Source organism: Enterococcus sp. AZ149, from assembly GCF_051714285.1.
Taxonomy (GTDB): domain Bacteria; phylum Bacillota; class Bacilli; order Lactobacillales; family Enterococcaceae; genus Enterococcus_D; species Enterococcus_D entomosocium.
Genome location: NZ_JBIORO010000001.1, coordinates 1,595,850 through 1,620,724 on the forward strand (window position 1 = coordinate 1,595,850; position 24,875 = coordinate 1,620,724).

The 24,875-nt window shown below is 41.6% G+C and carries 27 protein-coding genes and 1 riboswitch; of the genes, 18 read left to right on the forward strand and 9 right to left on the reverse strand.

Annotated elements, in window-relative coordinates:
- Nucleotides 1-205 precede the first annotated feature (205 nt).
- The 9 genes from IGI94_RS07450 (at nt 206) to dat (ending at nt 9,957) form a co-directional block, all read left to right on the forward strand.
- A complete protein-coding gene (locus tag IGI94_RS07450; RefSeq protein WP_438899607.1) occupies nt 206-2,101 on the forward strand; it encodes an endonuclease MutS2 in 1,896 nt (631 codons plus the stop codon).
- 288 nt (nt 2,102-2,389) lie between these two features.
- A riboswitch (M-box (ykoK) riboswitch) is annotated at nt 2,390-2,565 on the forward strand.
- 126 nt (nt 2,566-2,691) lie between these two features.
- A complete protein-coding gene (locus tag IGI94_RS07455) occupies nt 2,692-3,846 on the forward strand; it encodes an FtsW/RodA/SpoVE family cell cycle protein (RefSeq protein WP_008381965.1) in 1,155 nt (384 codons plus the stop codon).
- Nucleotides 3,824-5,017 carry an FtsW/RodA/SpoVE family cell cycle protein gene (locus IGI94_RS07460; protein ID WP_008381962.1) on the forward strand — a complete coding sequence of 398 codons (1,194 nt, stop codon included), beginning with the start codon at nt 3,824-3,826 and terminating at the stop codon, nt 5,015-5,017. Before IGI94_RS07455 ends, IGI94_RS07460 begins: the two co-directional genes overlap by 23 nt.
- Nucleotides 5,014-5,667, forward strand: a complete 654-nt coding sequence (locus tag IGI94_RS07465; protein ID WP_005236185.1) for a phosphatase PAP2 family protein — start codon at nt 5,014-5,016, stop codon at nt 5,665-5,667. Before IGI94_RS07460 ends, IGI94_RS07465 begins: the two co-directional genes overlap by 4 nt.
- Nucleotide 5,668: 1 nt before the next feature.
- Nucleotides 5,669-6,592 (forward strand): LCP family glycopolymer transferase, encoded by a 924-nt coding sequence (locus tag IGI94_RS07470; protein WP_008381960.1) that lies wholly within the window; start codon nt 5,669-5,671, stop codon nt 6,590-6,592.
- A gap of 200 nt (nt 6,593-6,792) precedes the next feature.
- The gene (locus IGI94_RS07475) at nt 6,793-7,209 is read left to right on the forward strand and encodes a GNAT family N-acetyltransferase (protein ID WP_005236183.1); all 417 of its coding nucleotides are present in this window, start codon (nt 6,793-6,795) and stop codon (nt 7,207-7,209) included.
- A 73-nt stretch (nt 7,210-7,282) separates the two neighbouring features.
- The gene (locus IGI94_RS07480) at nt 7,283-7,711 is read left to right on the forward strand and encodes a hypothetical protein (RefSeq protein WP_008381958.1); all 429 of its coding nucleotides are present in this window, start codon (nt 7,283-7,285) and stop codon (nt 7,709-7,711) included.
- Nucleotides 7,712-7,872: 161 nt separating this feature from the next.
- Nucleotides 7,873-8,973, forward strand: a complete 1,101-nt coding sequence (locus IGI94_RS07485; protein ID WP_008381956.1) for an AI-2E family transporter — start codon at nt 7,873-7,875, stop codon at nt 8,971-8,973.
- Nucleotides 8,974-9,102: 129 nt separating this feature from the next.
- Entirely contained in the window at nt 9,103-9,957 is an 855-nt protein-coding gene (gene dat, locus IGI94_RS07490) for a D-amino-acid transaminase (RefSeq protein WP_008381954.1), read from the forward strand.
- A gap of 98 nt (nt 9,958-10,055) precedes the next feature.
- Here the strand turns inward: dat and IGI94_RS07495 are convergent, their stop codons facing one another.
- A complete protein-coding gene (locus IGI94_RS07495; RefSeq protein WP_005236169.1) occupies nt 10,056-10,229 on the reverse strand; it encodes a hypothetical protein in 174 nt (57 codons plus the stop codon).
- On the reverse strand, nt 10,229-10,894 hold the full coding sequence (locus tag IGI94_RS07500) for an NAD(P)H-dependent oxidoreductase (protein WP_035007267.1): 666 nt from the start codon (nt 10,892-10,894) through the stop codon (nt 10,229-10,231). The genes IGI94_RS07495 and IGI94_RS07500 overlap by 1 nt, the downstream gene beginning before the upstream one ends.
- A 164-nt stretch (nt 10,895-11,058) precedes the next feature.
- Between IGI94_RS07500 and IGI94_RS07505 the strand changes: the two genes are divergently transcribed.
- The 4 genes from IGI94_RS07505 (at nt 11,059) to IGI94_RS07520 (ending at nt 15,051) form a co-directional block, all read left to right on the forward strand.
- Nucleotides 11,059-11,241: a hypothetical protein gene (locus tag IGI94_RS07505; RefSeq protein WP_008381949.1), complete on the forward strand. Its 183-nt coding sequence runs from the start codon at nt 11,059-11,061 to the stop codon at nt 11,239-11,241.
- Between the two features lie 170 nt (nt 11,242-11,411).
- On the forward strand, nt 11,412-12,194 hold the full coding sequence (locus IGI94_RS07510) for a MurR/RpiR family transcriptional regulator (RefSeq protein WP_144330333.1): 783 nt from the start codon (nt 11,412-11,414) through the stop codon (nt 12,192-12,194).
- Between the two features lie 103 nt (nt 12,195-12,297).
- A complete protein-coding gene (malX, locus tag IGI94_RS07515; protein WP_008381946.1) occupies nt 12,298-13,860 on the forward strand; it encodes a maltose/glucose-specific PTS transporter subunit IIBC in 1,563 nt (520 codons plus the stop codon).
- Between the two features lie 30 nt (nt 13,861-13,890).
- The gene (locus tag IGI94_RS07520) at nt 13,891-15,051 is read left to right on the forward strand and encodes a MalY/PatB family protein (RefSeq protein ID WP_086317378.1); all 1,161 of its coding nucleotides are present in this window, start codon (nt 13,891-13,893) and stop codon (nt 15,049-15,051) included.
- Nucleotides 15,052-15,114: 63 nt separating this feature from the next.
- On the opposite strand, the gene IGI94_RS07525 is transcribed toward IGI94_RS07520, so the two are convergent.
- Both IGI94_RS07525 and IGI94_RS07530 read right to left on the reverse strand, forming a co-directional pair.
- Nucleotides 15,115-15,285, reverse strand: coding sequence for a hypothetical protein (locus IGI94_RS07525; RefSeq protein ID WP_005236154.1), 171 nt, complete (start codon nt 15,283-15,285; stop codon nt 15,115-15,117).
- A gap of 185 nt (nt 15,286-15,470) precedes the next feature.
- Nucleotides 15,471-16,871, reverse strand: a complete 1,401-nt coding sequence (locus tag IGI94_RS07530) for a C69 family dipeptidase (RefSeq protein ID WP_086317380.1) — start codon at nt 16,869-16,871, stop codon at nt 15,471-15,473.
- 165 nt (nt 16,872-17,036) lie between these two features.
- On the opposite strand from IGI94_RS07530, the gene IGI94_RS07535 reads away from it, so the two are divergent.
- The 3 genes from IGI94_RS07535 to IGI94_RS07545 all read left to right on the forward strand — a co-directional run bounded on the left by IGI94_RS07535 (nt 17,037) and on the right by IGI94_RS07545 (nt 18,530).
- The gene (locus IGI94_RS07535) at nt 17,037-17,456 is read left to right on the forward strand and encodes a DUF4430 domain-containing protein (protein ID WP_438899608.1); all 420 of its coding nucleotides are present in this window, start codon (nt 17,037-17,039) and stop codon (nt 17,454-17,456) included.
- Complete coding sequence (locus IGI94_RS07540) at nt 17,440-17,985, forward strand: ECF transporter S component (RefSeq protein ID WP_016612116.1); 546 nt, start codon at nt 17,440-17,442, stop codon at nt 17,983-17,985. The genes IGI94_RS07535 and IGI94_RS07540 overlap by 17 nt, the downstream gene beginning before the upstream one ends.
- A gap of 173 nt (nt 17,986-18,158) precedes the next feature.
- The gene (locus IGI94_RS07545) at nt 18,159-18,530 is read left to right on the forward strand and encodes a hypothetical protein (protein WP_005236147.1); all 372 of its coding nucleotides are present in this window, start codon (nt 18,159-18,161) and stop codon (nt 18,528-18,530) included.
- 89 nt (nt 18,531-18,619) lie between these two features.
- On the opposite strand, the gene IGI94_RS07550 is transcribed toward IGI94_RS07545, so the two are convergent.
- Nucleotides 18,620-18,892: a hypothetical protein gene (locus IGI94_RS07550; RefSeq protein WP_005226206.1), complete on the reverse strand. Its 273-nt coding sequence runs from the start codon at nt 18,890-18,892 to the stop codon at nt 18,620-18,622.
- A 135-nt stretch (nt 18,893-19,027) separates the two neighbouring features.
- Here IGI94_RS07550 and IGI94_RS07555 point away from each other — a divergent pair, with 135 nt between their 5' ends.
- The gene (locus IGI94_RS07555) at nt 19,028-19,225 is read left to right on the forward strand and encodes a hypothetical protein (protein ID WP_438899609.1); all 198 of its coding nucleotides are present in this window, start codon (nt 19,028-19,030) and stop codon (nt 19,223-19,225) included.
- Between the two features lie 36 nt (nt 19,226-19,261).
- Here IGI94_RS07555 and IGI94_RS07560 read toward each other — a convergent pair whose 3' ends face one another.
- From IGI94_RS07560 to rsxC, 3 genes are read right to left on the reverse strand one after another with little or no spacing between them, the layout of a single operon-like run.
- Nucleotides 19,262-19,834 carry a hypothetical protein gene (locus tag IGI94_RS07560; RefSeq protein ID WP_008381938.1) on the reverse strand — a complete coding sequence of 191 codons (573 nt, stop codon included), beginning with the start codon at nt 19,832-19,834 and terminating at the stop codon, nt 19,262-19,264.
- Nucleotides 19,835-19,857: 23 nt separating this feature from the next.
- Nucleotides 19,858-20,928 carry an RnfABCDGE type electron transport complex subunit D gene (locus IGI94_RS07565; RefSeq protein ID WP_016612117.1) on the reverse strand — a complete coding sequence of 357 codons (1,071 nt, stop codon included), beginning with the start codon at nt 20,926-20,928 and terminating at the stop codon, nt 19,858-19,860.
- Nucleotides 20,921-22,258, reverse strand: coding sequence for an electron transport complex subunit RsxC (rsxC, locus tag IGI94_RS07570; RefSeq protein ID WP_008381935.1), 1,338 nt, complete (start codon nt 22,256-22,258; stop codon nt 20,921-20,923). The genes IGI94_RS07565 and rsxC overlap by 8 nt, the downstream gene beginning before the upstream one ends.
- 184 nt (nt 22,259-22,442) lie before the next feature.
- On the opposite strand from rsxC, the gene IGI94_RS07575 reads away from it, so the two are divergent.
- A complete protein-coding gene (locus IGI94_RS07575; RefSeq protein ID WP_139960490.1) occupies nt 22,443-24,377 on the forward strand; it encodes a heavy metal translocating P-type ATPase in 1,935 nt (644 codons plus the stop codon).
- 31 nt (nt 24,378-24,408) lie between these two features.
- Here IGI94_RS07575 and IGI94_RS07580 read toward each other — a convergent pair whose 3' ends face one another.
- Nucleotides 24,409-24,852, reverse strand: coding sequence for a hypothetical protein (locus tag IGI94_RS07580; protein WP_438899610.1), 444 nt, complete (start codon nt 24,850-24,852; stop codon nt 24,409-24,411).
- Between the last annotated feature and the right edge of the window lie 23 nt (nt 24,853-24,875).

A 24,875-nucleotide genomic window follows, 5' to 3' on the forward strand; every position in this document is an offset into this window, starting at 1 on the left:
GAAAGAGGTATATTAATGAGTGTCGTAGGTATCTAATCAGCTAATTAAAACAAATAAGCAAAAACAGACTGTTTATTTGTTGTGCCTGTAGATACCGATAAAAATCGTTATTGATGAATCAGGTGATGGGAGACTATCGCTTTTTTTGTACACTTTTTTGGACGGGGATGTTACCGGGATCCTCAGGCACAAGAAAGGATCACTCATGAAGATACCTCAAGCAACTGAATTTGAACAAATTAAAGAACAAGTAAGTAAAAAAATAATCAGCGATTATGGTAAAGCACGTTTTGCCAATGAAAAACCAGCAGCTACGATCCATTCCGCCCAAAAACGAGTGTCTGAGACAACTGAAGCGATGGCGCTATTAGACGCCGGACGTCAAGTCCCTTTCATGGGGCTTCAGCATGTCTTACATCATACGGAGAAGATTGAAAAAGGCTTTGTATTGGAGCCGCAGGAATTGATTGAATACGGAGACTTTTTACGGTCTTTTCGAATCATCCGTCAATTGTTTGAGAAAAATCAATCAATTGCCCCAAGATTGCATCACTATGCTCAGGGGTTGGCCGACTTTTCTGAAATCGCCGAAATGATTTTCCAAAAAATTCGCAATGGTCAGGTAGATAGTAACGCCAGCCGAGAATTACGGAAAATTCGTGGCACAATTGAGAAATATGAGGCCGATTTAAAAAAAGTTTTTGCAAAGTTTTTTAAAGAAAGTCGCTATCTGCAAGAAAACCGTGTGATCAAAAAGAACGACCGTTATACGCTGCCGGTACGTGCTGAATTTCAACAGCAAATTAAAGGGACGATCATCGAACGTTCTAATAAACGCGCGACTGTTTTTATTGAACCAGAGGCAGCTGCCCGTCTGAATGATCGATTGATTTTGGCACAGGCGGAAGAAACGGCCGCCCAATACCAAGTTTTATCAGAATTGACCGGGGAAATCGCCGAACAAATGAATGCAGTATTTGCCTGTCTTGATATTTTAGTGGTACTAGATATTATTTTTGCTCGCGGAAAGTATTGTCGGGAAATCAATGGTCAACCGATAGCAATTACTGAAGAAGAAGTTTTGCTTCTTGATCAAGTCCGGCATCCTTTACTGGGCACTGATGCTGTTCCTCTATCTTTAAAACTAGGAGAAGAGAATCGATGTATGGTCATCACAGGGCCGAATGCTGGTGGTAAGACGGTTGTCTTAAAAACCGTCGGACTCGTTTGTGCGATGGCACATTACGGCTTGTTTCCAGCGCATAATGGCAACAGCAGCGTGCCGTTTTTAAAAAGTCTTTGGATGGATATCGGGGATCAGCAAAGTCTAGAAAATTCTTTAAGTACCTTTTCTGGACACATGTCGAATATTGCACAGATCATGACGAATGCCAGCCGGAACAGTATCGTTTTGTTAGATGAAATTGGCAGCGGGACTGAACCAAATGAAGGAGCAGCTTTAGCGATCGCCATTATGGAATCGATCTATCGATCGGGGGCGTTAATGATCGCCACGACTCATTATGGTGAAATCAAGCAGTTTGCTCTTGATCACCAAGATTTTGAAACAGCGGCGATGGCTTTTGATGCCAAGACCCTGACGCCGAAATACCGCTTATTGACCAATGCGGTCGGTGAAAGTAATGCGTTTTGGATCGCCGAAAAAATGGCGATTCCTGCTGAGGTCGTGCAAACGGCAAAGGACTATTTAAAGAATAAATCTTATTCTTTTGAGAAGCAGCCTTTTGAGACGTCCAGAAAACGAACCGATCCTCAGGAAACAAAGTCTGAGCACATTTTTCAAAAGGGAGACCAGGTCTTTTCAGCAGAGCATGAAAAACGGGGAGTTTTTTATGAATACTTGGAACAGGGACAAGCGAAGATTTATATTGAGAAACAATGTTTCGTTGTTGCTGCTCGGCGATTGCAACTGCTCGCCAAACGAGAAGCACTCTATCCAGCCGGCTATGATCTAGATCAATTATTTTCCGATTTTGCCCAACGTAAATTTACCCGAGATATTGAACGTGGGTCTAAAAAAGCGCAAAAGCAGTTACGAAAAGCAGCGCAAGAGCGTCAGGCCAAACGATCATTGGATTGATCGACACAGATATATGTAGAGCGGGAGTATAAAATCAAGAAAGCAGCTCTTTTTCGAGTTTTAGAAAAAGAGCTGTCTTTTTTTGAAAATGACCGTTTTTTAATAACGTGTATGATCGAAGGGAATCCAGTGATGGTCGAATGATTTCCATTGATTTTTCTTTAAATATCGGAAATTACTCGAAATATCTAAATTCTTTAAGAAAAGTTAAAGAAAAATAAAAATAACAAAGAATGGGTTGTATCTTTATACGAGGAAGGGTACCATTCATAGTGGATTGAAAATAACATATAACCTTGTTAGGTGAGGCTCCTATACAAACATAAGCTATTGCGCAGAAACGTCGAAAGACGCCAATGTGTAAAACAGGAATTGTCGGATTAAGGCTTTTCATAAAATAGCTAAGAAAGGGAACAACTTTCTTTACGTTGTATAGTGCTAAAACTCGGACGATGAGATTGCTAGCAAAGTCTGACGTCCTAAGAGAAGTGAGACTTTTTTGCTTTTCTCTTTGATGGATGACTAAGCTCAAAGGGCATAATAACTGGTACCGTCTGAACACCTACTCCAAGGCAAGAGGAGTGGAAGCAATGATAGAAAAAAAGAAGATCGATTGGCTGCTGATCATAGCTTATTTGCTATTGAGCCTTATCGGTCTTTTAATGATTTATAGTGCAAGTTCTTATCGTTTATTAACGAGAGATCAGCCGCCAGCAAGCTTATTTATGCGTCAGCTTGTCTTTCTGTTACTCAGCTGGGTGCTCCTTTTCATTATTCAGCGAACACGGCGTGAGATTCTGCTCAGTAAATATTTAGCGATCGGTCTGTTGGCATTTGGCGTCTTTACTTTACTATTGGCACGTTTGCCGTTTTTCGGTGTTTCTGTCAATGGAGCGCAACGATGGGTCTCGATTGTAGGGATACAATTTCAGCCCTCAGAGATCGTGAATGTGGGCATGGTCTTATACCTTGCTCATTACTTTCAATCAGCAAAAACTACCTTGCAGGAAATGAAACGTCCGCTTTTCGTTTTATTTTTGTGCTGTGTGTTGATCCTCATTCAACCAAAAGTAGCCGGCGTGATGATTTTACTTTTCTTGGCTTTTATCATGATTACCACGGTTCAGGTACCCGTTAAACTCACGGCTCTTTTGTTTGGCGGGTTATTAATCAGTCTGTTCTTGGTTGCTATGTTGATCCTCTTTTTAGGAAACAATGATTTATTGCCCCACATGTTTATGCATGTGTATAACCGAATTCGATTAGTGGGAGATCCATTTTCCGACCCATATAATCAAGGATTCCAAATGATCCATTCCTACTATGCTTTGTTCAATGGTGGTCTTACGGGCCTTGGTTTAGGAAATAGCATCACCAAGAAAGGCTTTTTACCAGTAGCAGAGACTGATTTTATTTTCTCCGTTTTAGTAGAGGAATTAGGGTTGATTTTCGGCATTTTTGTCATCGCTTTATTATTCGTAATTATTTTACGTCTGTTTATACGATCAGCGGCAATCGCAAATCCTCAGATTGGCTTAATATTATTGGGAACCAGCACGTTGCTGTTATTACAAACAAGTATCAATATTGCCAGTATTTTAGGGTTGATGCCGATGACGGGGGTACCTTTGCCATTCATTAGTTATGGTGGCTCCAGTTACTTTATTCTTTCATTTGCCTTCAGTTTATGCCTGAAACTAGAACGAGAGGAGGGTATACTTAATGAAGTTCCTCAAACGACATGAAGCAAACTATGCTTTATTGCTGCCGATTTTCCTGCTGTTTTTGTTAAGTATCTGGGTACAACATCAGGCTTCTGTGATGGATGGCAATGATCCTTCAGGGATTGTTTTTCGGCAGATCCTCTTTTGTATCCTTTCGGCGATTGCTCTTTTTGTAACGAGTTTGATTCCTACGAATTTACTCCTCCGCTTTTCTGGTCTTTTGTACTTACTATCACTTGGTTTGATGGCCTCTCTTCATTGGTTTTACGATCAAACGATGTTTGAACAAACGCACACCAAACGGTGGATCAGATTTGGTGCGTTTACGATTCAGCCTTCTGAGTTTATGAAAGTGGCCTTTATGCTCTTTATGGTCTATCTCACTTTAGTCTATGAGAAACGTAAAGCAGAACGAACAATCAAATCCGATTTGATCTATGTTACTAAGATCCTGCTATACAGCTTACCCACATTTTTATTGATGTTTATGCAGCGGGACTTTGGAACGAGTTTGGTGTTTATCGTGATGTTAGGTGCCTTATTCATCATTTCCGGTGTTCATTGGAAAATACTGACCGTCGTGATCGGTTTGATTGCCGCTCTTGGTGCTATTTTGTTGCTACTCGTATTCACGGAATGGGGCAATCGTGTGTTGTTTCGCCTTCACTTTTCACAATATCAATTGGATCGGGTGAGAGCCTGGGCAGATCCACTCGCGTACCAAGATTCCATCGCTTTCCAACAAGTCCGCAGTATGTGGGCGATTGGTTCTGGCGGCTTATTGGGGGCACCTGATACCCATACAACGGTGTATGTGCCGGTTCGGGAGTCAGATATGATCTTTACAGTCATTGGAGAAACGTATGGCTTTTTAGGAAGTACTTTAGTCATCTTCCTTTATTTCTATCTGATCTATCAAATCATTTTTGCTGCTTTAAAAACAAATAACAAAGCATCGGTCTATATTGCGATTACCTATGTGTTTGGTTTGGTTTTTCAAATTTTTGAAAACATCGGAGCGGCGATCGGTTTGCTGCCTTTAACCGGCATTCCCTTACCATTCTTAAGTCAAGGAGGAACCTCTCTGATTGCGATCAGCATTGCTATGGGAATTATCTTTGGGTTAGACAAATTTCCGATAAAAGCCAAAAATAGGTCGTATACATTAAAAGAAAGTAGGGGCTTAACATGAGTAAAACAGCAAAAAAAGGAGTGATAGGCGGAATACTCTGCAGCTGTTTTGCATGGCTGTTTTTCCTCGTTGCATTAGAACCGCGCTGGTTCCAAAGCATCGACAACCTTTTTTCCCAGTTGCCTCAATGGCGGACACCTGCTGTGGAATCGCTTTTTCTCCCACTTGCCAGTACGGCTACGATCATTCCCATAGCTGTCGTTCATTTCCTGTTAGCAAGTATTTTATTTATGCGCAAGCAGCGGTTAGAAAGTCTTTGGTTGATGGGGAATATGATTGTGATCAGTGGTGTTGGTCAAGTGATCAAGAAAGTAGTTGATCGACCGAGACCGGATTTTGCTGACAGTATGGAACGGGCATCAGCAAGTTTTCCGAGTGGACATACATTATTAGCGACCACGTTGATTATTTCTCTCCTCTTTTTCTTGGGGCAAACAGTTCCTGCCAAAAGAGGCAAGCGTCACTTTATCCAAAACATGGCCCTATTTCTAGGATTGATCTATTTGTTGCTGATTATGATGAGTCGGTTGCTATTTGGGGTTCACTATCCCAGCGACTTGCTAGCAAGTATTTTATTGGCAAGTGGGATCAGTTATATCACCTATGCTTTCGTCTTTTCAATCAAAAAATATGTACTTAGGGGGAGATAAATTGAGTACAGCAAAAAAACTAATAATCATTTTCCTGATATTGCTGACCGGAATTATCTCAGCAGGAACTGTCTATGCGGTTAGGGTGTATTTTCAAGTAGAGGATGTTGCCCACTCGATCCATCGTCCAATCGAAGGACGAGAAGAGGCGGAAGTCATCGAAAATGCCGAGCCTCTAAGCCTTCTTTTGTTAGGGATCGCCAATGACTCTCGTCGCAAAACCGATTTTCGCGCCAACACCATCATGGTAGCAACGTTGAACCCTGCCACAAGAAAAACCACCCTCACGAGTATTCCTAGAGATGCTTATGTGGAAATCGTGGGACAAGGGTACCATGATAAAATCAATCATGCCCATTCTTTTGGTGGGGCAAAAATGATGATTGAAACCGTCGAACAATATCTTGATATACCGATCCATCATTATTTCTCCTTAAACATGGATGGGATGGCAGATCTTGTTGATGCAATTGGTGGCATCACGGTTGAAAATGAATTTGCTTTTACTGCTGAGAAAATCGATTACCCAGAGGGGATCCTCGATTTAGATGGCTGGGAGGCGCTTCAGTATACTCGTATGCGAAAGGATGATCCAGAAGGTGACTATGGCCGTCAGCGCCGTCAGAGAGAAGTGACTGAGATTCTGGCAAAAGAGTTAGTTTCACTTTCCAGCGTGATGCGGATTCAGGATCTGCTAACGATCATTGGAGAAAATGGCGAAACCGATCTAACTTTTTCGCAAATGAGTCAATTATTTATCCAATATCAATCAGCATTAGGGACTGTCGAGTCTTACCAAATGGCTGGCAGTGGGTTCACCGGCGATGGCTTCAGAGGAGAATATGGAATTTCCTATCAAGAAGTAACGCCTGAAGAGCAACAGACGACGAGCCAACGTTTAAAAAATGAGTTGTTGATTGATTAACGTCCTGGCTTAGAAACAGAACCAGTTCAATTTTGTTCTTCAAGTATTTCGTAATTAGAGTTGACAGCCGCTTTTCCTCAGGATACTCTTTAGTCAAGCAATGCATTACGGCTTAATAACAAGAGTTTGTTTGGAAAAGAGCTGTCAACTCTATTTCTATTGTTCCACCCTGTCGCTAAGTTATTACAAGGAGGAAAAGTATGAAGATCGTCTTTAAAGACCAATTACCATCTGATTCAAATCAAGTACTCGCTTTGTATGAGGGAGTTGGCTGGAGCGCCTATACTAAAGATCCCGAGCGTCTTTTAAAAGCGTTAGCCCACTCAGAGGTGATCACGGCCTATGTTGAAGAGCAGCTAGTGGGGCTTATCCGTTGCATAACCGATGGACAAACCATTCTTTATATTCAAGATCTATTAGTAGCATCCGAGTTCCAAGGTCAAAAAATTGGTCAGCGATTACTCAAAAAAATGCTGGCGAATCATCCATCAATACGGCAAAAGGTTTTGATTACGGACAACACAGAAAAAACGCGTCATTTTTATGAGGCGTGTGGCTTTTCCTCTGTGGAAGAGCAGCAAATTGCCGCATTTATCTATTCAGCAAAAAGCGAATAAGGAATAAGAAAATCGATGTGTCACTGAGAATATTTTTTTAGTTGCGTTGGGTTTTAAGAAGGAGTGGAGAAAAATGAAGATGCGCTTTGCGTTACTTTTTTTGTGTCTCTTTATTGGTGTTGGCGCTTGTGGAGGAAGTCTATTGGCGTTTAAAAGCATTGAGCCGTTAAGCAAAGGGGAGACATTTGCTGGTTTGGAAGCGGCCATGCTGCAAGGAACACCCTTCACGACCTTCTTAATTCCCGGCTTGTTTTTGTTCGCTATCTTAGGTTTGGGTAATCTGATTGTTGTTTTCCTCTTGCGGCTTAACAAAGGGTACCACGGGGTAATGCTTTTAGGCATGAGTTTAGTTGTCTGGATCATCGTGCAGGTCATCTTATTACAAGAATGGAATGTCTTGCATGTGATTTTCTTTTTGCTAGGGTTGCTCCAGTTTGCTTCAGCAGTCTACTTTGTCAGACGGTTGCATATTCCGTTGCCGTTTTCAGCTCATCAAAATTGATTAGATTCGAGATGTAGAGATGAAAAAAATTAAATTAATTGAAAGTTTGCTATGAAAAACATGGATTTTTGAAAAATTCTTCTTGAAATCATCCTTCGTTTTTAAAATTATGCTAAACTGAAAGAAGTTGAATTACTTTCTAGAATCAGGAGGATTTATTATTGGAGTTTCTTAAAAAATCAAAAATTTTTGCAGGTCTAGTGATCGTCTGTCTCTTAGGGATCGCGGTCTGGATCTATTCAAATATACTGTTTGTCTTTCGACCACTGGAAGCCATCTTTTCTAGTGTCTTTTTACCAGTATTGATTTCAATTTTTATTTTTTACATCTTTTTACCTTTCTTTAATTGGGTAAAAAAAAGAACGAAAAAGAAAAGCATTGCGCTATATTCGACATTGCTGCTGATCGTTTTTGCAGCGTATTTGATCGTTCAGGTGATTGGACCAGCATTAGCCTATGAGATGGGGCGTTTTATCAATCAAATTCCCATCATCATCAATTTGGTGATCGATACTATTGATCATTCTTATTTAGAAGAATTATTTGGTCCTTTTATTGATTCGATTGATATTTCCCAAGCTAGCAACTTTGCCTTACAGTTTATTACCGGGGCAACCAATAGTCTGACGAGTTTGATCTCCATCGTTTCTCATTCAGCGATCGTCTTGTTTACGATCCCACTGTTATTAGTGTATATGTTTAAAGACGGTGAGAAAGTTCCTGATTTTTTGGCAAGTAAGACACCGAAAAACTATCAAGGCTTAATGCGACAACTTTGTAGTGATTTTCATCAAGCAGCGTCAGCGTACATCGGTGGGAAATTGCTGGTTTGTTCTTATGTTGCGGTTTCAAGCTATTTCATTTTTTCTTTGCTAGGCTTACAAAATGCCTTACTATTAGGATTAATTTGCGGCGTTCTGGACATTATTCCTTATTTCGGCCCCTTTATCGGAGCAGCACCAGCCTTTTTATTTGCGTTAAGTCAAGACATTCGAACAGCTATTTTTCTGATTGTCGGAATCACGATCATTCAGTTAGGTGAATCATATCTTGTTTCACCATTAGTGATGAAAAAAGTATTGCATATCCATCCAATCATTGCGGTTTTCTTATTATTGATTGCCGGCAACTTGCTTGGATTTGTAGGCATGATTGTGGCACTGCCAGTGTATTCGATCGTGATGGCAATGTCTGGTACATTGTTGCGTTTTTTTCAAGAACGAAAATTAGAACGATCTGTAATTGATAAAGATTCATTATAACGAAAATGTTCTACCTTGCTGTTGGAGCGGTCTCCATCAGCAGGTTTTTTTGTTTTTAAGCACTACGTAGCAAGGCCTAAAGACAAATGCTATACTTATTGAAACGAGAAGGACGATAGGAGTGAGGAAATGAAGGTTTTATGGAACGATCAAATCGTTGATCGAGAAGCGGTGAAAATTGACATTGAAGATCGCGGTTATCAGTATGGTGACGGAATCTATGAAGTGATTCGAATCTATAATGGTCGCTGCTTTATGTTAGGGGAGCATATGACTCGCTTAGAAAGTAGTGCGCAAAAAATTAAACTGACGTTGCCTTATACAATTCCCCAATTAACTGAAAACCTTAAGTTACTGGTTAAAACCGAAGGAATCACAGAAGGAGAGATCTATCTTCAAATCACCAGAGGAATCGCCTCTCCCCGCAATCACGAGTTTCCGTCTGCTGGAGCAGTCAAAGGAGTCGTGACCGCAAATGTGATCCCCTTTGAACGACCTCTGGAAATGCAGCATGCAGGGCTATCTGCGACCGTTCTTCCAGATGAGCGTTGGTTGCATTGTGATATCAAATCATTGAGCTTGTTAGGAAATCTGTTAGCGCTAGATCAAGCGATCGAAGCGGGGTTCGATGATGCACTCCTGCAACGAGATGGATGTTTCACGGAAGCTTCGGCATCAAATCTCTGGTTTGTCATTGATGGTATCGTCTATACACATCCGGATGGACGCTTGGTATTACCAGGTATCACGAAAATGAAGGTGCTACAGTTGTGTCAGCAATTAGAAATTCCTTATCGAGAAGAACCTGTCCCTGTTGAGGCACTAAACAACGCGCAAGAATGTTTTTTGACCAATTCTGTCTGGGAAATTGTGCCTATCGTCAAAGTAGATGGGAAATCAGTTGGCAATGGTACATTGGGTTCGATCACGAAACGTTTGCAAGCAGCCTATATCGCTGCTACAAAGAGTATGTGCGAATCCTAGTTAACAAGCAAAAGAAACGATTCAAAAAAACTTTGGCCCACCCAGCATGTTTTATAGCTAGGTGGAACAAAGTTTTTTCTTGGATACAAGTGCAGATTTTACCATTCACTAGGATTCCACAATTTTCCGTCAAGTTCTCCTTGTTTCAATTCGATTCGAATTTCTTGCTGATGAAGCAACTTCTCTAGTTCTTGCAAAAATGCTTTTTCGTGATAGTCAGCTGTTTCTTTTATTGACTGCTCTATCAGTGGCTTCAGCCATTCGTGATCCATCACAGCACCTCCAATTCAGTTAAAGCGTCATCTAATTCGATCAACGTTTCATGGTTTTCCTGCAACAAGGATAGCAAAGGAGCAAGCTGCGGTTTTTCAGAAACCAAACGCGCCAGCTTTTCGCTAAACCATTGTTGCTTTTGATCAAATGTAAAGGGAGCCGGCATTAATAAAAGTTGCTGATAGGCAATGACAAAGGCTCGTTTCTCTTGTTCTGATTTATACATCAGTTGATCGAGGACAACGATGGGGAGTACCGTCATTTGGTGTTTTTTTGCCATGAGTACCAGTGGGTGCAAAATTTCATTGAAGGTCGTATTTTCTCGGCCGCCTAGCTGAAATTCTTTGGCGGCAACGCCGGTAGAAACGGCGAAACTGATTTCCTTGCCCACCAATGCAGGGGCACATTTTTCCCAAACCGTATCGATCCAAGCTTTCATTTTTGCTGGAACGCTGTACCAATATAGGGGGAATTGTAGAATCAAACGATCGCATGTTTGCAACAGCATCCGTTCATTGGCGAGAGAAAAATCAGAAAGATCATCAAGGAAATGCATGGTGACGTTAGGAAGCTTGGCACTTTCACTAAAGAATCGTTGGGAAAGCGAATTGTGGAAATCCGGATGGCTGGCTACCACTAAAGTTTTTATCATGAGACTGATCATCCTTTCCTATTACATTTACCATATTTTACCAAAAAGAGAAACTAGTCTGCTTTTCTTTTTGTCGAAGTTCTTCTCTTTTAGTTTCGTTTAAGGTACTTCTTTTATACTTGTTATAAGAAAAAGCCAGTAGCGGCTTAAGCGTGATAGAAATGGGGGAATAGAGGATGGAATCAAATGATCCCTTGATGAAAGGTCTAGCAACTATAATAAGGATCGTTGCAAATACAGTGAACTATGTCGAAAATGGACTTGCCAGTTGCAAACAACGAATTGATGGAAAGCGTCAAACGAAAGAAAATGATTACGGCAACGGGCAAGAGTTTACTGAAGTGACTGTCTACAGATGACCGATGCAAAGAAAATAACAAAGATGGCTCACTCCTCAAAGGGTGAGTCCTTTTTTTTATTTCAAGCCATTCATCATCAGTTTGTACTTTTGTTGAGGGAAGGTATAATGAGTAAATGAAGCATAGTGGAGACGGAAGAATGAAGCAATAGTAGGGAGGAGAAGCAGGTGATGAATCATTTATATAAACGAATCCAATACAAAATTCCAGAGCTGAACCGAGTAGAAAGAACGGTCCTTAACTATTGTTTAAGGGCGCCCGAGAAAGTTTCAGAAATGACGGCCGATGAGTTAGCTTCCCAAACGTACACCAGTCAAGCGACGATCAGCAGAATGGCAAAAAAGCTTGGCTTTACCGGTTTTCAAGAATTCAAATTTTCACTGAAGAATTATCAAACTCTTGAAAGAAAATCATCTACTCAAGCTTCTCTTGGCTTATCCCCACTGATCAAGCAAATGATTGACCAGCTGACGACATCCTTATCAATGATTGAAGAGGCTGACTTTCAGCGTGCCGTGGAAATGTTGCAGCAAGCACAACGAATCGAATTTTTTGCTTTAGGGCAAAGTGCGCCGGTTGCATTATCTGCGAGTCGAAAGTTGCGGTTCTTAGGAAAAACGGTTGGCGCTTCAACGGATTGGGATGAATTGACAACCATCGCTAATCAACTATCAAAAAAAGATATGGCTATTTTTATTAGTCATAGTGGGGAAACAATCGGGATGCTAAATTATGCTAACCGGTTGAAACAAAGAGGTGTGCCGATTTTAGCCTGTATTGGTCAATCAACAAGCACGTTGGAAAAGCTTGCCACCTTCTCTTTTTCTGTTGAAATGACAACGATTTATCATCATGAAGTCGATTTGAGCCCACGGATCTCTTTAGCAGCGTTACTGGATATTTTAATTATTCAATACGCCAATCAAATCGAAGAAGTACTTGCTCCGGAATGACCATTCCATTTTGTGAATGGTCATTCTTGTTTTGGTAACTGTATTGTAAGCCTTCTTGATATCGTTTACATTTTAAGAGATAAAAGTGTTAGGAGGAAATGATATGCAAAAAGGAAAGAAAGCAAGCTGGATGGAAATTTTTCAAGGACTTGGGAAAACATTTATGTTGCCAGTCGCTTTACTCGCATTCATGGGTTTATTTTTAGGGATTGGTAGTTCATTTTCATCTTCTTCAACGATCGACGTTTTCCCATTTTTAGGTGCCTCTTGGCTTCAAGTGGTTTTTCGTTTCATGTCAACGATCGGTGGGTTTGCCTTTAGTTACTTACCCGTCATGTTTGCGATGGCGATTCCTTTAGGTCTAGCACGAAAAGAGAAGGGAGTTGCGGCATTTTCAGGCTTTGTGGGCTATGTCGTGATGCATTTATCCATCAATTTTTATTTACAAGAAACGAATCAATTAGCTACTGCAGATCAACTTCGAGAAGCAGGACAAGAGATCGTTTTTGGCATTCAAACATTATCAATGGGTGTTCTAGGTGGTATTATCGCAGGATTGATCGTTTATAAATTGCATACGCGCTTCTACCATTTTCAATTGCCAGATAGTTTTGCCTTCTTTTCAGGAGCCCGGTTTGTTCCAATCATCACCTCGCTTACTTTAGCTGTGGTCGGGGTGATCATTCCGATGATTTGGCCATTGTTTGCTATGATCATCACAGGAATCGGACATTTGATCCAACAAGCTGGTCCTTTCGGTCCGTTCTTATTTGGTTCAGGTGAGCGCTTATTACTGCCATTTGGGTTACACCATATTTTGGTTTCCATGATTCGCTTTACCGAAGCAGGGGGAAGTCAGCTGATCGATGGTCAGCAAGTCTTTGGGGCGTTAAATATTTTTTATGCGGAATTACAAAACGGTTTAAGCATCTCACCAAGTGCAACGGCGTTCTTGTCTCAAGGGAAAATGCCAACCTTTATGTTTGGCTTACCGGCAGCAGCATTAGCTATGTACCAGACAGCAAAACCTGAGAATCGTTCAAAGATAAAAGGCTTGTTGATTTCAGGCGTCATTGCAACTTTTGTGACAGGAATTACTGAACCAATCGAATTTTTATTCTTATTCATCAGCCCTTTATTATGGATTTTTCATGTCATCATGACAGGTGCTGGATTTATGGTAATGAGTCTATTGGGTGTCACGATTGGAAATACCGATGGGGGCGTGCTTGATTTTCTTATCTTTGGCGTGATGCAAGGCGCATATACAAAATGGTGGCTCGTTCTGATCGTAGGAGCTTGCTGGTTTGCCCTGTATTACTTTGTTTTTAAAACAGTGATCCTTCGCAAGAACTTGAAGACACCTGGTAGAGAAGAGAACAACGATCAAACGAATGAGTTGGAAGAGGAAATGACCTATTCTGGAAAGAGTGGCTACGATGCCCATGGTATTTTGGCAGCTTTAGGGGGAGCAAGCAATATTGATTCTTTAGACAATTGCATTACACGGCTACGCCTCGTTCTAAACGATGGTACATTGGTTGATGATGAACGGCTAAAAAAACTAGGTGCGCTTGGGGTCGTTCACTTAGATGATACGAACGTTCAAGTAATCATTGGAACGAAAGTAACAACAGTCAGAAATCAACTTGATGCGATTCTTTAGCAAAATTGTCAAGTAGTAGGAGTGAAGAAAATGTTTTTTGATGAGCCAATCAATCGTAAAGGAACCCATTGTACCCAGTGGGATTATGTGGAAGACCGTTTTGGTGAAAAAAACTTGTTGCCATTTACGATTTCCGATACGGATTTCAAGGTGCCAGCTGCAGTTGAAGCGGCACTTATCAAGCGGATGCAGCACCCGGTATTTGGGTATACACGTTGGAATCATAATGAATTCAAGCAAGCGGTCTGCAAATGGTATTCTGAACGCTTTAAAAGTAGGATCGACAGCGATTGGCTGGTCTACAGTCCTTCCGTCATGTATAGCATCAAACTACTCGTCACCTTACTCAGCAATCCAGGAGATGGGATCATTATTCAGACGCCAGCGTATGATGCGTTTTATAAAATGATCAAAGAGAACAAAAGAAAAATCGTACCTAATGCACTCATCTATGATGCCAACTCGTATCGCATTGATTTTGAAGAGCTAACAAGATTGATGGCACAGCCTGAAAACAAAGTTCTTCTCTTATGTAGTCCTCATAACCCAACTGGGAGAGTCTGGCAAAAAGATGAGTTGCAACGAATGATCGAATTGGCGAGAATCCATGATGTATTTATCATCTCTGATGAGATTCATATGGATATTGTAAGAAAAGGACAAAGGCATCAACCAATCATTGAATTGTTGCAAAAAAATGTAGCCCTTGTTACTTCGGGAAGCAAAACGTTTAATTTCCCAGGGTTGATTTATTCTTATGGAATTATTCCTGATTCCAAGTTGCGTGATCGCTTCTTAACTCAGTTGAAAGAAGCCGATGGGTTGAGCTCCACCAGTATTTTTGGCATGACCGCAACGATTGCTGCCTACGATAATGAAAGTAAGTGGGTGGATAAGCTCAATGACTATCTGGATGATAACATTGCTTATGTGATTGCTTATTTACAGGAATATCATCCAGAACTCGTGGTCACGAAAAGCGAAGCCACGTATCTTATGTGGATTGATTGTACAGCACTGGATTTAACGATGGTGGAATTGCAGCAACGAATGATTCGTAAGGGAAAAGTCGCGATTATGTCAGGGGAAATCTATGGGAATGAAGGGAGAAATTTTTTACGCCTAAACGTTGGCTGTTCGCGAGAAAAACTCATTGATGGATTGAACCGATTCACATTGAGTTTGACATAACAAAAAAGAACCCACTGAGCAATCAGAAAGATCCTGTATTCTTTCTGATCGCCAGTGGATTTTTTAGTCTTTGGTCCTGTGGGGAGTTGATGTAGTAGTAGCGGGGATTGGTTCAACGACATGGAAATAGCCTTTTTTGTCTTGAATGATCAGCATATCTTGCTGACTCTGGCTCTTGATGATTTCACCTTTAACAATTTCGTTGGTGACAGTCCGATAAATACTTGCAGTCATGCTCATTCCTCCCAACGTTTTTTCCCAACTGGTCTTCAATAGGGGGACCAGTACAAATCAATTGCTTGATTTGTACCAGCAAGGAAAAAGAAAACGAATTGGTATCTTTAGTATAGGAGAGCAATGTTTAGATTGCTGCAATTCCATGTAAAGTTTTTGTTAATCCTTTTATTTTCAACGATTGACTAATCGGCTAAAGAAAAACGCAAGGCCATTTTATTACTGCCAGACTCCACCATTTTTCCTAGTAACGTTGTTGCATTTTTTAAATACAGTTCGGCCATCTCAGCGTTGGCTTCTTCAAGCAGACGAGTAGGCTCCTTTTCAGCGGAAGCTTTACGATCAGTTTCTTGTTGGATGCGGCGACAAGCCGCCATCGTTTCCATTTCAAAACGGTTGGCAAGATCACTATAGCGATCGTAGTCGCTGTCCCCAATCAACGCCAAGGTGCGTCCTAACCAATAGCTATTTGTTGGATCGTAGGTCTTTGTCGTATCACAATAGCCAAGTGGGGTCTTAGTGATAGCTGCATAAAAGGGCACAACGCCGTTGAAGGTATTGGGGCCAAAGGCGAGCCAATGAATGCCAGCGATTGCTGCAGGCACGTGGTTGCGGATCTGCAAAATATGGACTTGCTGGTTGCGATTGAGAGCAATCGATCGAAATTGTGTTTTTTGTGTCTCGGTCCCTGTACCGTAAGGGTCAAAAGGCGTATTTTGGAAGTGGGAGCTCAATGCCCATTTTACATCTTCCACGGATAGCTTTTGTTTTGGGTAGCATACAAACGGGAGCTCTTGATCGATCGGTTCAGCAACTGTTCCGCTAAAGTGTTTTTGAATGTACCATGCCCGCGGGTTGTTGTAACGGGTATCTTTTTCTGAGGAGCTGCCAAAAATATGGCGTAGATTAATGCCTTCAAAATCAGGATTTAATTGATAGTCTTCAATCAACTGTTCGAGATCCTGCGAACACAACGTCATTTCTGAGGCGAAATCGAAGTGATCAATGTTTAAGCGATTGGGTGCCACGACATAGGCATCATCTGGTATGCGAACAGCTGCCCAGTGATGTCCACCGATGGTTTCCATATACCAAATTTCCTCGGCATCAGAAAACGCGATCCCGTTGGCTTCGTAGGTCCCATAGGTTTCTAAGAGTTCCCCTAGGCGAAGAACACCTTCTTTAGCGGAATGAATGTAAGGCAGTACAATGCTGACGAAATCAGCTTCCCCGATACCATCTTCCACATATGGATCAATGGCCAAAACGCGTGAATTGGTCGTAATCGTTTCTGTCGCAGTCATGGCGATATTTACTTCATTGATTCCTGAAGCTGCCCAGACTCCTTGGGATTCATCTGCTTCAGGTGTCGAAGTATAACGTAAGGGATCCTTAGGTAAACGGATTCGACAGCCGCTTAAAACGGCGTAAAATTCATTTCCTTGCTGTTCTGGAGTGATGACGACGAATTTTTGCGGTTCCGAACCGCTCCCTGAATCTTCATTACGGGCAATCAGGGTCGAGCCGTCAATCGATGCTTTTTTTCCTACTAGTAAAGTGGTACAGGACGCTTTTTTTCTATCCATCTTTCCAACACTCCTTCATTTCTTCTTACGAATGATTGAAGCTAGTATACCCATAGTCACATGGATTTACAATGCTTTCTATAGAGGGGAACAAAAAAATTTCGCCTTTTTTATTTATTTTTAGTACAATAAGGTGTTGTAAAAAAAATCAAAGGAGCCATTATTATGAAGAAAACAGTAATTTTTAGTTATATTTTTTTACTAAGTCTGGTTTTTACCGGATGTGCCAAACCATCGATGGATGCGGGTAACTCCTCTAGTGACTCTTCGTCAGTCCAACAAAATGCCGAAGAGCGCACTGCCCAAATCAGCTTCAATAATAAAAGTGAAGAGCAAGACCAGGAGATCGAAACCAAAACGGTCACTTTTAAAGAAGGGGTTTCTTTGATGACTATCATGAAAGAGAACTTTGACTTGGAAGAAAATCAAGGGATGATCACCAGCATCGACGGTTTAGCCCAAGATGAAAAAGCTGGCTATTATTGGACATATACGATCAATGATGAAATGATTACGACTGGGGCAGATGATACCTTTTTAGGAAACAACGATAAAGTGGTTTTCACCTATGAAAAATTCGAATAAACCACTTGTATTTGCTGGAAAAGAAATTGCTTATTTAGGGTTGCTTGTAGCAGCAGCCGTCGTCGGCAGGACACTTTTTCAACCTTTACCCAATGTTCAACCAATGACGGTGATCTTTTTATTAGTAACCATCCATTTAGGTCTTAGTCGTGGATTGATCGTTTGTCTGCTCTCGATGCTGATTACCAATTTTTACATGGGAATGGGGGTATGGACGATTGCCCAATTGATTAGCTATGCCGTCGTAATTTTTGGAATGTATCTATTATCAAAAAGCAAACTGTTTATGAAAAAGTTGTATTTACAAGTCATTTATAGTGTATTTGCAGGTTTTGCGTATGGCTTTGTGATATCTTGGATCAGTGTCAAGCTTTATGGGTTTCCTAGTTTTTGGGCTTACTATTTTCAAGGAGTGAGCTTTGATGCGTTGCATGCAGCGGGGAATGGCATCTTTTATTTGATGCTGGCACCGATTTTTCTGCGACTTTTCCAACACTACTATCCAAATAAAGACAGCGAAGGGCACTAAGCGCCTCGCTGTCTTTTTGCTTGACTCAGCAGTCGTGGTGACAAAAACGTCTATGTCTAGAGGAAAAGTCTTTGATGATCAAACGTGTTGAATGGGGCTATGTGAGGAAACAAGCAGGCATATTGTTGTGCAAAAGCGTTTTCTGCAGGTATCCTTAAGGTATCTAAGGAAGGATGTGGCTTTTGATGAAATGGATCGTGAAAAAAGATGATTTAGAAAGCTACCGTGCGAAGTTCCATGGAAAACTGGCTGGTTATGCCGAGGAAGCCAAAATGATTGCCCTGCCAACACCAAAGTATTTTATCGTGGTGGTTGACGAAGAAAAAATCCACTTGATTCAGTTAGATCTGCAATTTCATGAAAAAGGGATGCAGACAATTATGATCCATGAGATCACAAAATTACAACTAGGCGGTGTGGTAAATAAAAAAGTTCAGATTCAGACACCTTCGTCCACTGTCAAATTAATGATCAAACCGTTGGCGATCGGTATCAAAGAGGAGCAAAAAGCCTTGATCGATCGGTTTACCAGAATGTCGCGATAAACATCGGAGGAACACGCGGGAAAAATCAGCTGGATTTTTTCAGAAAAAAAGCAAGGGCAGTTGTCTGCACTTGCTTTTCGTGAGTCCTGTTATTCTGGCGTACCGACGATTTTAATAAATTCATCGATATTCTTGATCTTCATATGTTTGATCACTAACTGTTCCCGCTTGTTCCATTTTCCTTCAACTTCTAATTGGTATTTATTTAATGGAAGGCGTAAGACATAGCTGGCTAAGTAGCGATCCTTAATAATGCAATTTACGATTTTGTGGTCTTCTAAAAGTTGGATACCTGTCAGCATCATTGGCGTTTCTTGAAAAACGCGGCTATTGACTAACAATCCAGTGTGGGTTTCGTTCATGGGATCTTCCTTTCTGATAAACCTGGGATAAATCATCTTTCTGTCTGTTATGTTACCTGATTTGCATCAGAAAGGCAATTCCTATAATAAATCCTCGTTATTATAGGTCAAGCACAAAGAAAGGAGGGAAACGACATGGTTGGGTATAATCGTTTCTCAAATGAGTTTCAAAAGGCTTCGAAAGAACTCCGTGAAGGGAAGAAGTCCGAAAATGCCAATAAGGGGCTGCGAACCCGACAAAAAATCGCTGCTGAAAAAGAGCAAAAAGCACAAAATGCTTTTTCGACTGGTTTTTTGATCGGTTCCTTCAGAGAGTTATTCCGCAAAAAATAAGCAAGTTCCGCTTCCAAAGCGGGACTTGCTTTTTGTTTAGAATAAATAATTGAAGAAGACACCATTGAGAAAGGAAAAGCTTAGATAGAATAGAAAAAGTGTTACGATATCCAGCGGTAAACCTTTTAGAATTGGCGGAATCGTGGCAATTTGATTCCGTGTATGAACCCCTGACAAAGCACAAGAAAAGAGGAAATACATGCCTACAGCAACAAATAAATTGGTTAAATAATCGGTATAGGGAAATTGGGTCACGGTGGCGATCGTCAGCAAGAGAACATTGACTAGGAGCGTTTTTTTTAGATCAGTCGTCAAGAAACGTTTTTTTGCAGGAACGATCAGTAAACACAAGCCCCCCGCAATCAAGGCGATGATGGCAGCACTTACCAAGTTGGTGACCACTTGATTGCCATAGACGAAACGATTTTGAAGTAAAAGATAAAAGCTTAACCCACTGAACAAGTAAGCGACCGCAATGATCCCTGAGAGGAAAACCACCCGTGTCGTCACGTTCGGTTTTTTCTCTTTGACGGTCGGTGCCAAATTTTGACAGGCGTAATTTGTGAGTAGAATGACTAGAAAGACCACTAGCCGATTGGCGATCATCATAAGGAACCCTCCTTTTTTACGATTTAGCTCATGATTTTAAGGTTGAACGGGGTCTTTTTTCCTTCCCCTAATATGCGAAGGCGGAAGAAGCGATCAATAAGTGGGGTGAAACAATTCATGATCAAGATGGCATAGCTCATGCCTTCATTTGTAAAACCAAAGAAACGGAAGAGCACAACGAGGAGGCCAACGCCTAAGGCAAAAAGATTTTCTCCTGCTTTTGTTCCTGGTGTCGAAGAATAATCAGTCGCCATATAAATCGCACCCAACATGGCACCACCACTGATGATATGACCGATGACCGTTTGCCAACTGCCAGTAAAAAGTCCTTCTGGACCAAGGATAAAAGCAAAGAGCCCGATCGTCGCAAAGATAATCAGTGGGATACGAGGGGAGATGATTTTCTTGTAAACGAGAAAAATCCCACCCAACAGTAAAAGTAAGGCACTGGTTTCACCGATTCGTCCTCCGGTAAATCCTAAAAAGGCATCCACTAGTTCAGAGCCACTCAACGTTTCTCCTGCTTTCATGACAGCTAATGGTGTGGCACCAGAAACAACATCGTTCGCTGTAGCCTGCGAAACGACATCAGGTGCGATGCTGCCAAAAGGTGGATCAGGCCAACTGATTAGAAACATTTGGTTATAAAACAAGCCAATCAACAGGGCTCGACCGCCGAGGGCTGGATTTAGAAAATTATAACCAATACCGCCAAAAAATTCTTTGACGATGATTACGGCAAACGCCACCCCAATCACGGGAAAATACCAAGGTGCGGTTGGTGGGAGGTTCATCGTTAAAAGCAAGGCCGTCACGACGATGCTTAAATCGAAGCGAAACGGCCGTTTGACAAGATAGGACCAAAGTCCGTCGGCAGCAAACGCCGTGGCTAGTGCAATGAAAAACAAGCCATAAACTTTCAATCCAAAAAGGTAGCCAGAGAATAAAACTGCTGGCAGCAAGGCTAATACCACACACCCCATGATTTTAATGGTCTCGTCATTGCTGCGAATATGGGGGCTTGGGGGTGTTTCTTGATTTTTCCTTTGCTGAAAGAGACGTTCGCTATCGGAATCCTTGTAATAATCAGGCACTTTCCTTCGCCTCCTTTTGCAACTGGGCAACTTTGCCTTTTGCGGCAGTGATATTGGCAGCTAAGGAACGTTTAGCTGGGCAGACGAAGGTACAGGCACCACAATTGATACATGCTTCTGCCAATAATTCTTCACACTTTTGATAATCCCCCGCTCGATAAAACTGATCAATCTCCATTGGCATGAGGCGCATTGGACAAGCTTCGACACATTTGTTGCAGCGAATACAGGGGTTTTCGGCATAGAGCCAATCGGTTTCTTCATTAAAAACAACGATGCCGTTGCTGCCTTTGGTGACCGGAACTTTCAAGGTTTTGACGGATTTTCCCATCATTGGTCCACCAAGAATCAATTTGCTGGGGGCTCCTTGAAAGCCGCCGGCAAAGTCGATCAATTCTCCTGCGAGTGTTCCTAACGGATTTTTGACGATGCAGGGATTTTGAACATCGCCGGTAACGGTTGTATAGCGTTCAATCAACGGTTTGTCATAACAGACCGCTTCGCCGATGGCAAAGCTGGTGGCAACATTGATCAAGACGATACCGATATCGGCAGTCAAACCACCTAACGGCACCTCTTGATCGGTCAATAACTCTACTAACTGCTTTTCACCACCGGTTGGATAAACAGTTGGGACAGTAACGACTTCTATCGTGTCATCCTCTGCACTTGCGGCTTGCATGGCTGAAATGGCTCTTGGTTTGTCATCTTCGATGCCTATTATGATTTTTGGACCATCCAGTAACTTTTGGGCAATCTTTGCACCGTGAATGATTTTCTGGGCTTCTTTTTGCATTAAGAAAGCATCACTGCGTAAGAACGGTTCACATTCAGAACCATTTAAGATCAAAGTATGGATTTTTTTGGTTTCATCAATACTGAATTTGACATGGGTGGGAAACGTTGCACCGCCTTTGCCGGCGACGCCGCCTTGACGGATTTTGTTGAGGATGGTTTCGTTAGCAGCAGATTGCCAGTCGAAGGGGGCTGACAAAAAATCATTTTGATAAGCATAATCATTTTCAATGATGATGGTTTTTCCTTCTTCATTGTTTTGATTCGGCCAATCGACCATGTCGACGATTTTACCCGAAACAGATGCATGAATTTTGGCAGATACAAACGCATCAGACTCAGCGATCACTTGCCCTTGCTTGACGTAATCACCAACGGAAACAATCGGTTCCACCGGAGCACCAATATGTTGTGCTAAAGGGATAAAGACCATCGTGGGTGAAAAGGTAAGAATTTCATCTTGTTCGATCATTAATTTTTCTTTTAACATTTTTAATGGGGGACTTAGTGAAATACCGCCAGTAAATGTTCTCATAACCAACACTCCTTTCTCTCCTAAGTTTATTCTAGCATGCCATAAGGAATCACAAAACCCAAAACGCTTACATTTCACAAGAAAAACTTCTTTCGGTTGACATATGATTGTTTATTCATATATAATAAGTCTATAAATATGATTGATCGTTCATATGACAGATGGACTAGAGGAGGTTTTAATGATGGCTGAACATACTTGTCAACATGATCACACAAAAACGGAGGGGCATTCTCATACTCACGATCATGGGACTCTCCCACGTAACATTTATTTTGTAGGCTTACTGCTCTTTATACTGGCACTTTTTGTTCCGAACCAATGGGTGAAAGATGGGTTTTATTTTGCTGCGGTTTTATTAGCAGGTTATCACATTTCGTGGGAAGGAATCGAGGATACCATAAAGAGTACCAGAGCCAATCGGCGATTCACACCGAATGTACATCTTTTGATGTTGTTGGCAGCGATTGGTTCCATGGTCATAGGAAATTTTAATGAAGCAGCTTTGTTGATTTTGATTTTTGCAGGCGCTCACTTCTTAGAAGAATACGCCGAGGGACAAAGTCGACGAGAAATCACCAATCTTCTCAAATTGAATCCCACGGAAGCCCGTTTGGTGGGTCCGGATGGGAAAGCCAAAAAAATTGCCGCTTCTGAGATAAAAAAAGGAGATATTTTGCAAGTGCTACCTGGTGATCAGTTAGCAACAGATGGCGTAATCCTTTCTGGAACGAGTGCCATCAATGAAGCTTCGATCAATGGGGAAAGTATTCCTCGAGAAAAGACTACAGGAGACGAAGTCTATGGGAGTACGATTAATGGAAACGGCACATTTTTGATGGAAGTCACGAAAGACAGCTCTGAAACAGTCTTCGCAAAAATTCTTTCAGTGGTGGAAGCGGCGCAATCAAATCAATCACCGACCGAAACACGAATCAAAAAAATCGAACCAATCTATGTAACAGTTGTTTTCATTGCAGTTCCTTTGTTCATTTTGACTGCACCGTTTCTCTTTGGTTGGGATTGGTATACAAGTTTTTATCGTGGGATCGTAATGATGATTGCGGCTTCTCCTTGTGCTTTAGCGGCAAGCGCCGTCCCTGCTAGTTTATCGGCGATCTCGAATCTAGCGAAAAAAGGGATTCTTTTTAAAGGGAGCAATTACTTGACCAATTTCGCTCAGATCAAAGCGGTGGCTTTTGACAAAACGGGAACTTTGACCGTCGGAAAACCTACAGTCACGGAAGCCGTTTTCGCTGATACGATCGATCGAGCAGAGGCAGCAGCGGTCATCGTTTCGATGGAAAAGCAAGCCAACCACCCATTAGCAGATGCGATCGTTACTTATTTCGAGAAGACAGAGAAAATACGAGAAATCGAACAGTTGACTGTCACAAACGAGATTGGTTCCGGTTTAGGTGCCGTCGCAGGAACAAAAACCTATCGATTAGGAAAAAGAACCGAAAACACCCAGTTAACAGGTTTGATGGAGCAACAGTACCGTCAATTGGAAGCGCAAGGAAAAACAATGGTCGTGTTTTCCATCAACGAAGAGGTTACGGCGATCATCGCATTGATGGATGAGCCGAACGAACAGGCAGCTTCTGTGATTCATTATTTGAAAAATGAAGGTATCCATACTGTTATGATCACCGGAGACAGTGCTTCTGCTGGTGAAGCAATCGGTCAGCGCTTAAAGGTTGACCAAGTGGCTGCCAATGTTTTGCCTGAGAACAAAGCGGAAGCGGTACGAGCACTCCAAGAAGCATACGGACAAACCGCCATGGTGGGTGATGGTATCAATGATGCCCCTGCACTTGTTCAAGCAGACATCGGCTTTGCGATGGGGGAAGGGTCAGATGTTGCGATTGAAGTAGGAGACGCAGTGATCATGAAGAATGATCTTTCGCGTTTTGCATATGCCTATCGCTTAGCGAAGAAGATGGATCGGATCATTTGGCAAAATATTTTTTTCTCCATGTTTATCGTCGCGTTATTAGTCGGCTTGAATCTATTCGGCTTGATGAACATTGGGTTGGGGGTATTTGCCCATGAAGGCAGTACATTGATCGTATTGTTTAACGGGTTACGTCTTTTGCGTAAACTGCCAGAAGCATAAAAAAAGCGGCTATCGAAAGATAGCTGCTTTTTTAATGACTGAATTGTGTCGAAGTTGGAAAATCAAAGGCATCGATTTTTTGTAATCGATTTTCGATCCTTCTTAGAATTCCTTCAGAGGATTCTAACGGTTTGATTGCATGATAAGCAGTCAGCAATAGGACTTTTTCTTTAGCAGGACGATTTTCGATGCGATAGATATTGGCTAATCGTTCAACATATTCGTAATGACTATAGTCCGTTTTATTGATCAAGAAGTGCAAGAGATCTTTTGCTTTCGCATAGTCTTCTTGAAGATAGAAACTGATCGCTTCACGATACAATTTGATATCGACTTCTTCGATTTGTTCTGGATTCGCTTTTAACGCACGCCACTCATTGATCGAGATTTTTCGTACGACTTTGCCAGTTGCATCGGTCAAAAAAATTACCGGCACATCATTTGGATGTTTTGCTTCTTGCTTAATTTTCTTCATGTCGCACCTCCCGCCTCTCAATG

Coding starts and splice junctions, on each gene's coding strand:
- IGI94_RS07580 (WP_438899610.1), bottom strand. CDS start 24,852: ATGAAGAAAATTAAGCAAGAAGCAAAACATCCAAATGATGTGCCGGTA.
- IGI94_RS07475 (WP_005236183.1), top strand. CDS start 6,793: ATGAAGATCGTCTTTAAAGACCAATTACCATCTGATTCAAATCAAGTA.
- IGI94_RS07550 (WP_005226206.1), bottom strand. CDS start 18,892: ATGAACGAAACCCACACTGGATTGTTAGTCAATAGCCGCGTTTTTCAA.
- IGI94_RS07540 (WP_016612116.1), top strand. CDS start 17,440: ATGAAAAATTCGAATAAACCACTTGTATTTGCTGGAAAAGAAATTGCT.
- IGI94_RS07525 (WP_005236154.1), bottom strand. CDS start 15,285: ATGACTGCAAGTATTTATCGGACTGTCACCAACGAAATTGTTAAAGGT.
- dat (WP_008381954.1), top strand. CDS start 9,103: ATGAAGGTTTTATGGAACGATCAAATCGTTGATCGAGAAGCGGTGAAA.
- rsxC (WP_008381935.1), bottom strand. CDS start 22,258: ATGAGAACATTTACTGGCGGTATTTCACTAAGTCCCCCATTAAAAATG.
- IGI94_RS07455 (WP_008381965.1), top strand. CDS start 2,692: ATGATAGAAAAAAAGAAGATCGATTGGCTGCTGATCATAGCTTATTTG.
- IGI94_RS07495 (WP_005236169.1), bottom strand. CDS start 10,229: ATGGATCACGAATGGCTGAAGCCACTGATAGAGCAGTCAATAAAAGAA.
- IGI94_RS07480 (WP_008381958.1), top strand. CDS start 7,283: ATGAAGATGCGCTTTGCGTTACTTTTTTTGTGTCTCTTTATTGGTGTT.
- IGI94_RS07520 (WP_086317378.1), top strand. CDS start 13,891: ATGTTTTTTGATGAGCCAATCAATCGTAAAGGAACCCATTGTACCCAG.
- IGI94_RS07465 (WP_005236185.1), top strand. CDS start 5,014: ATGAGTAAAACAGCAAAAAAAGGAGTGATAGGCGGAATACTCTGCAGC.
- IGI94_RS07450 (WP_438899607.1), top strand. CDS start 206: ATGAAGATACCTCAAGCAACTGAATTTGAACAAATTAAAGAACAAGTA.
- IGI94_RS07530 (WP_086317380.1), bottom strand. CDS start 16,871: ATGGATAGAAAAAAAGCGTCCTGTACCACTTTACTAGTAGGAAAAAAA.
- IGI94_RS07575 (WP_139960490.1), top strand. CDS start 22,443: ATGGCTGAACATACTTGTCAACATGATCACACAAAAACGGAGGGGCAT.
- IGI94_RS07535 (WP_438899608.1), top strand. CDS start 17,037: ATGAAGAAAACAGTAATTTTTAGTTATATTTTTTTACTAAGTCTGGTT.
- IGI94_RS07560 (WP_008381938.1), bottom strand. CDS start 19,834: ATGATGATCGCCAATCGGCTAGTGGTCTTTCTAGTCATTCTACTCACA.
- IGI94_RS07510 (WP_144330333.1), top strand. CDS start 11,412: ATGAATCATTTATATAAACGAATCCAATACAAAATTCCAGAGCTGAAC.
- IGI94_RS07500 (WP_035007267.1), bottom strand. CDS start 10,894: ATGATCAGTCTCATGATAAAAACTTTAGTGGTAGCCAGCCATCCGGAT.
- IGI94_RS07545 (WP_005236147.1), top strand. CDS start 18,159: ATGTGGCTTTTGATGAAATGGATCGTGAAAAAAGATGATTTAGAAAGC.
- malX (WP_008381946.1), top strand. CDS start 12,298: ATGCAAAAAGGAAAGAAAGCAAGCTGGATGGAAATTTTTCAAGGACTT.
- IGI94_RS07555 (WP_438899609.1), top strand. CDS start 19,028: ATGGTTGGGTATAATCGTTTCTCAAATGAGTTTCAAAAGGCTTCGAAA.
- IGI94_RS07505 (WP_008381949.1), top strand. CDS start 11,059: ATGGAATCAAATGATCCCTTGATGAAAGGTCTAGCAACTATAATAAGG.
- IGI94_RS07460 (WP_008381962.1), top strand. CDS start 3,824: ATGAAGTTCCTCAAACGACATGAAGCAAACTATGCTTTATTGCTGCCG.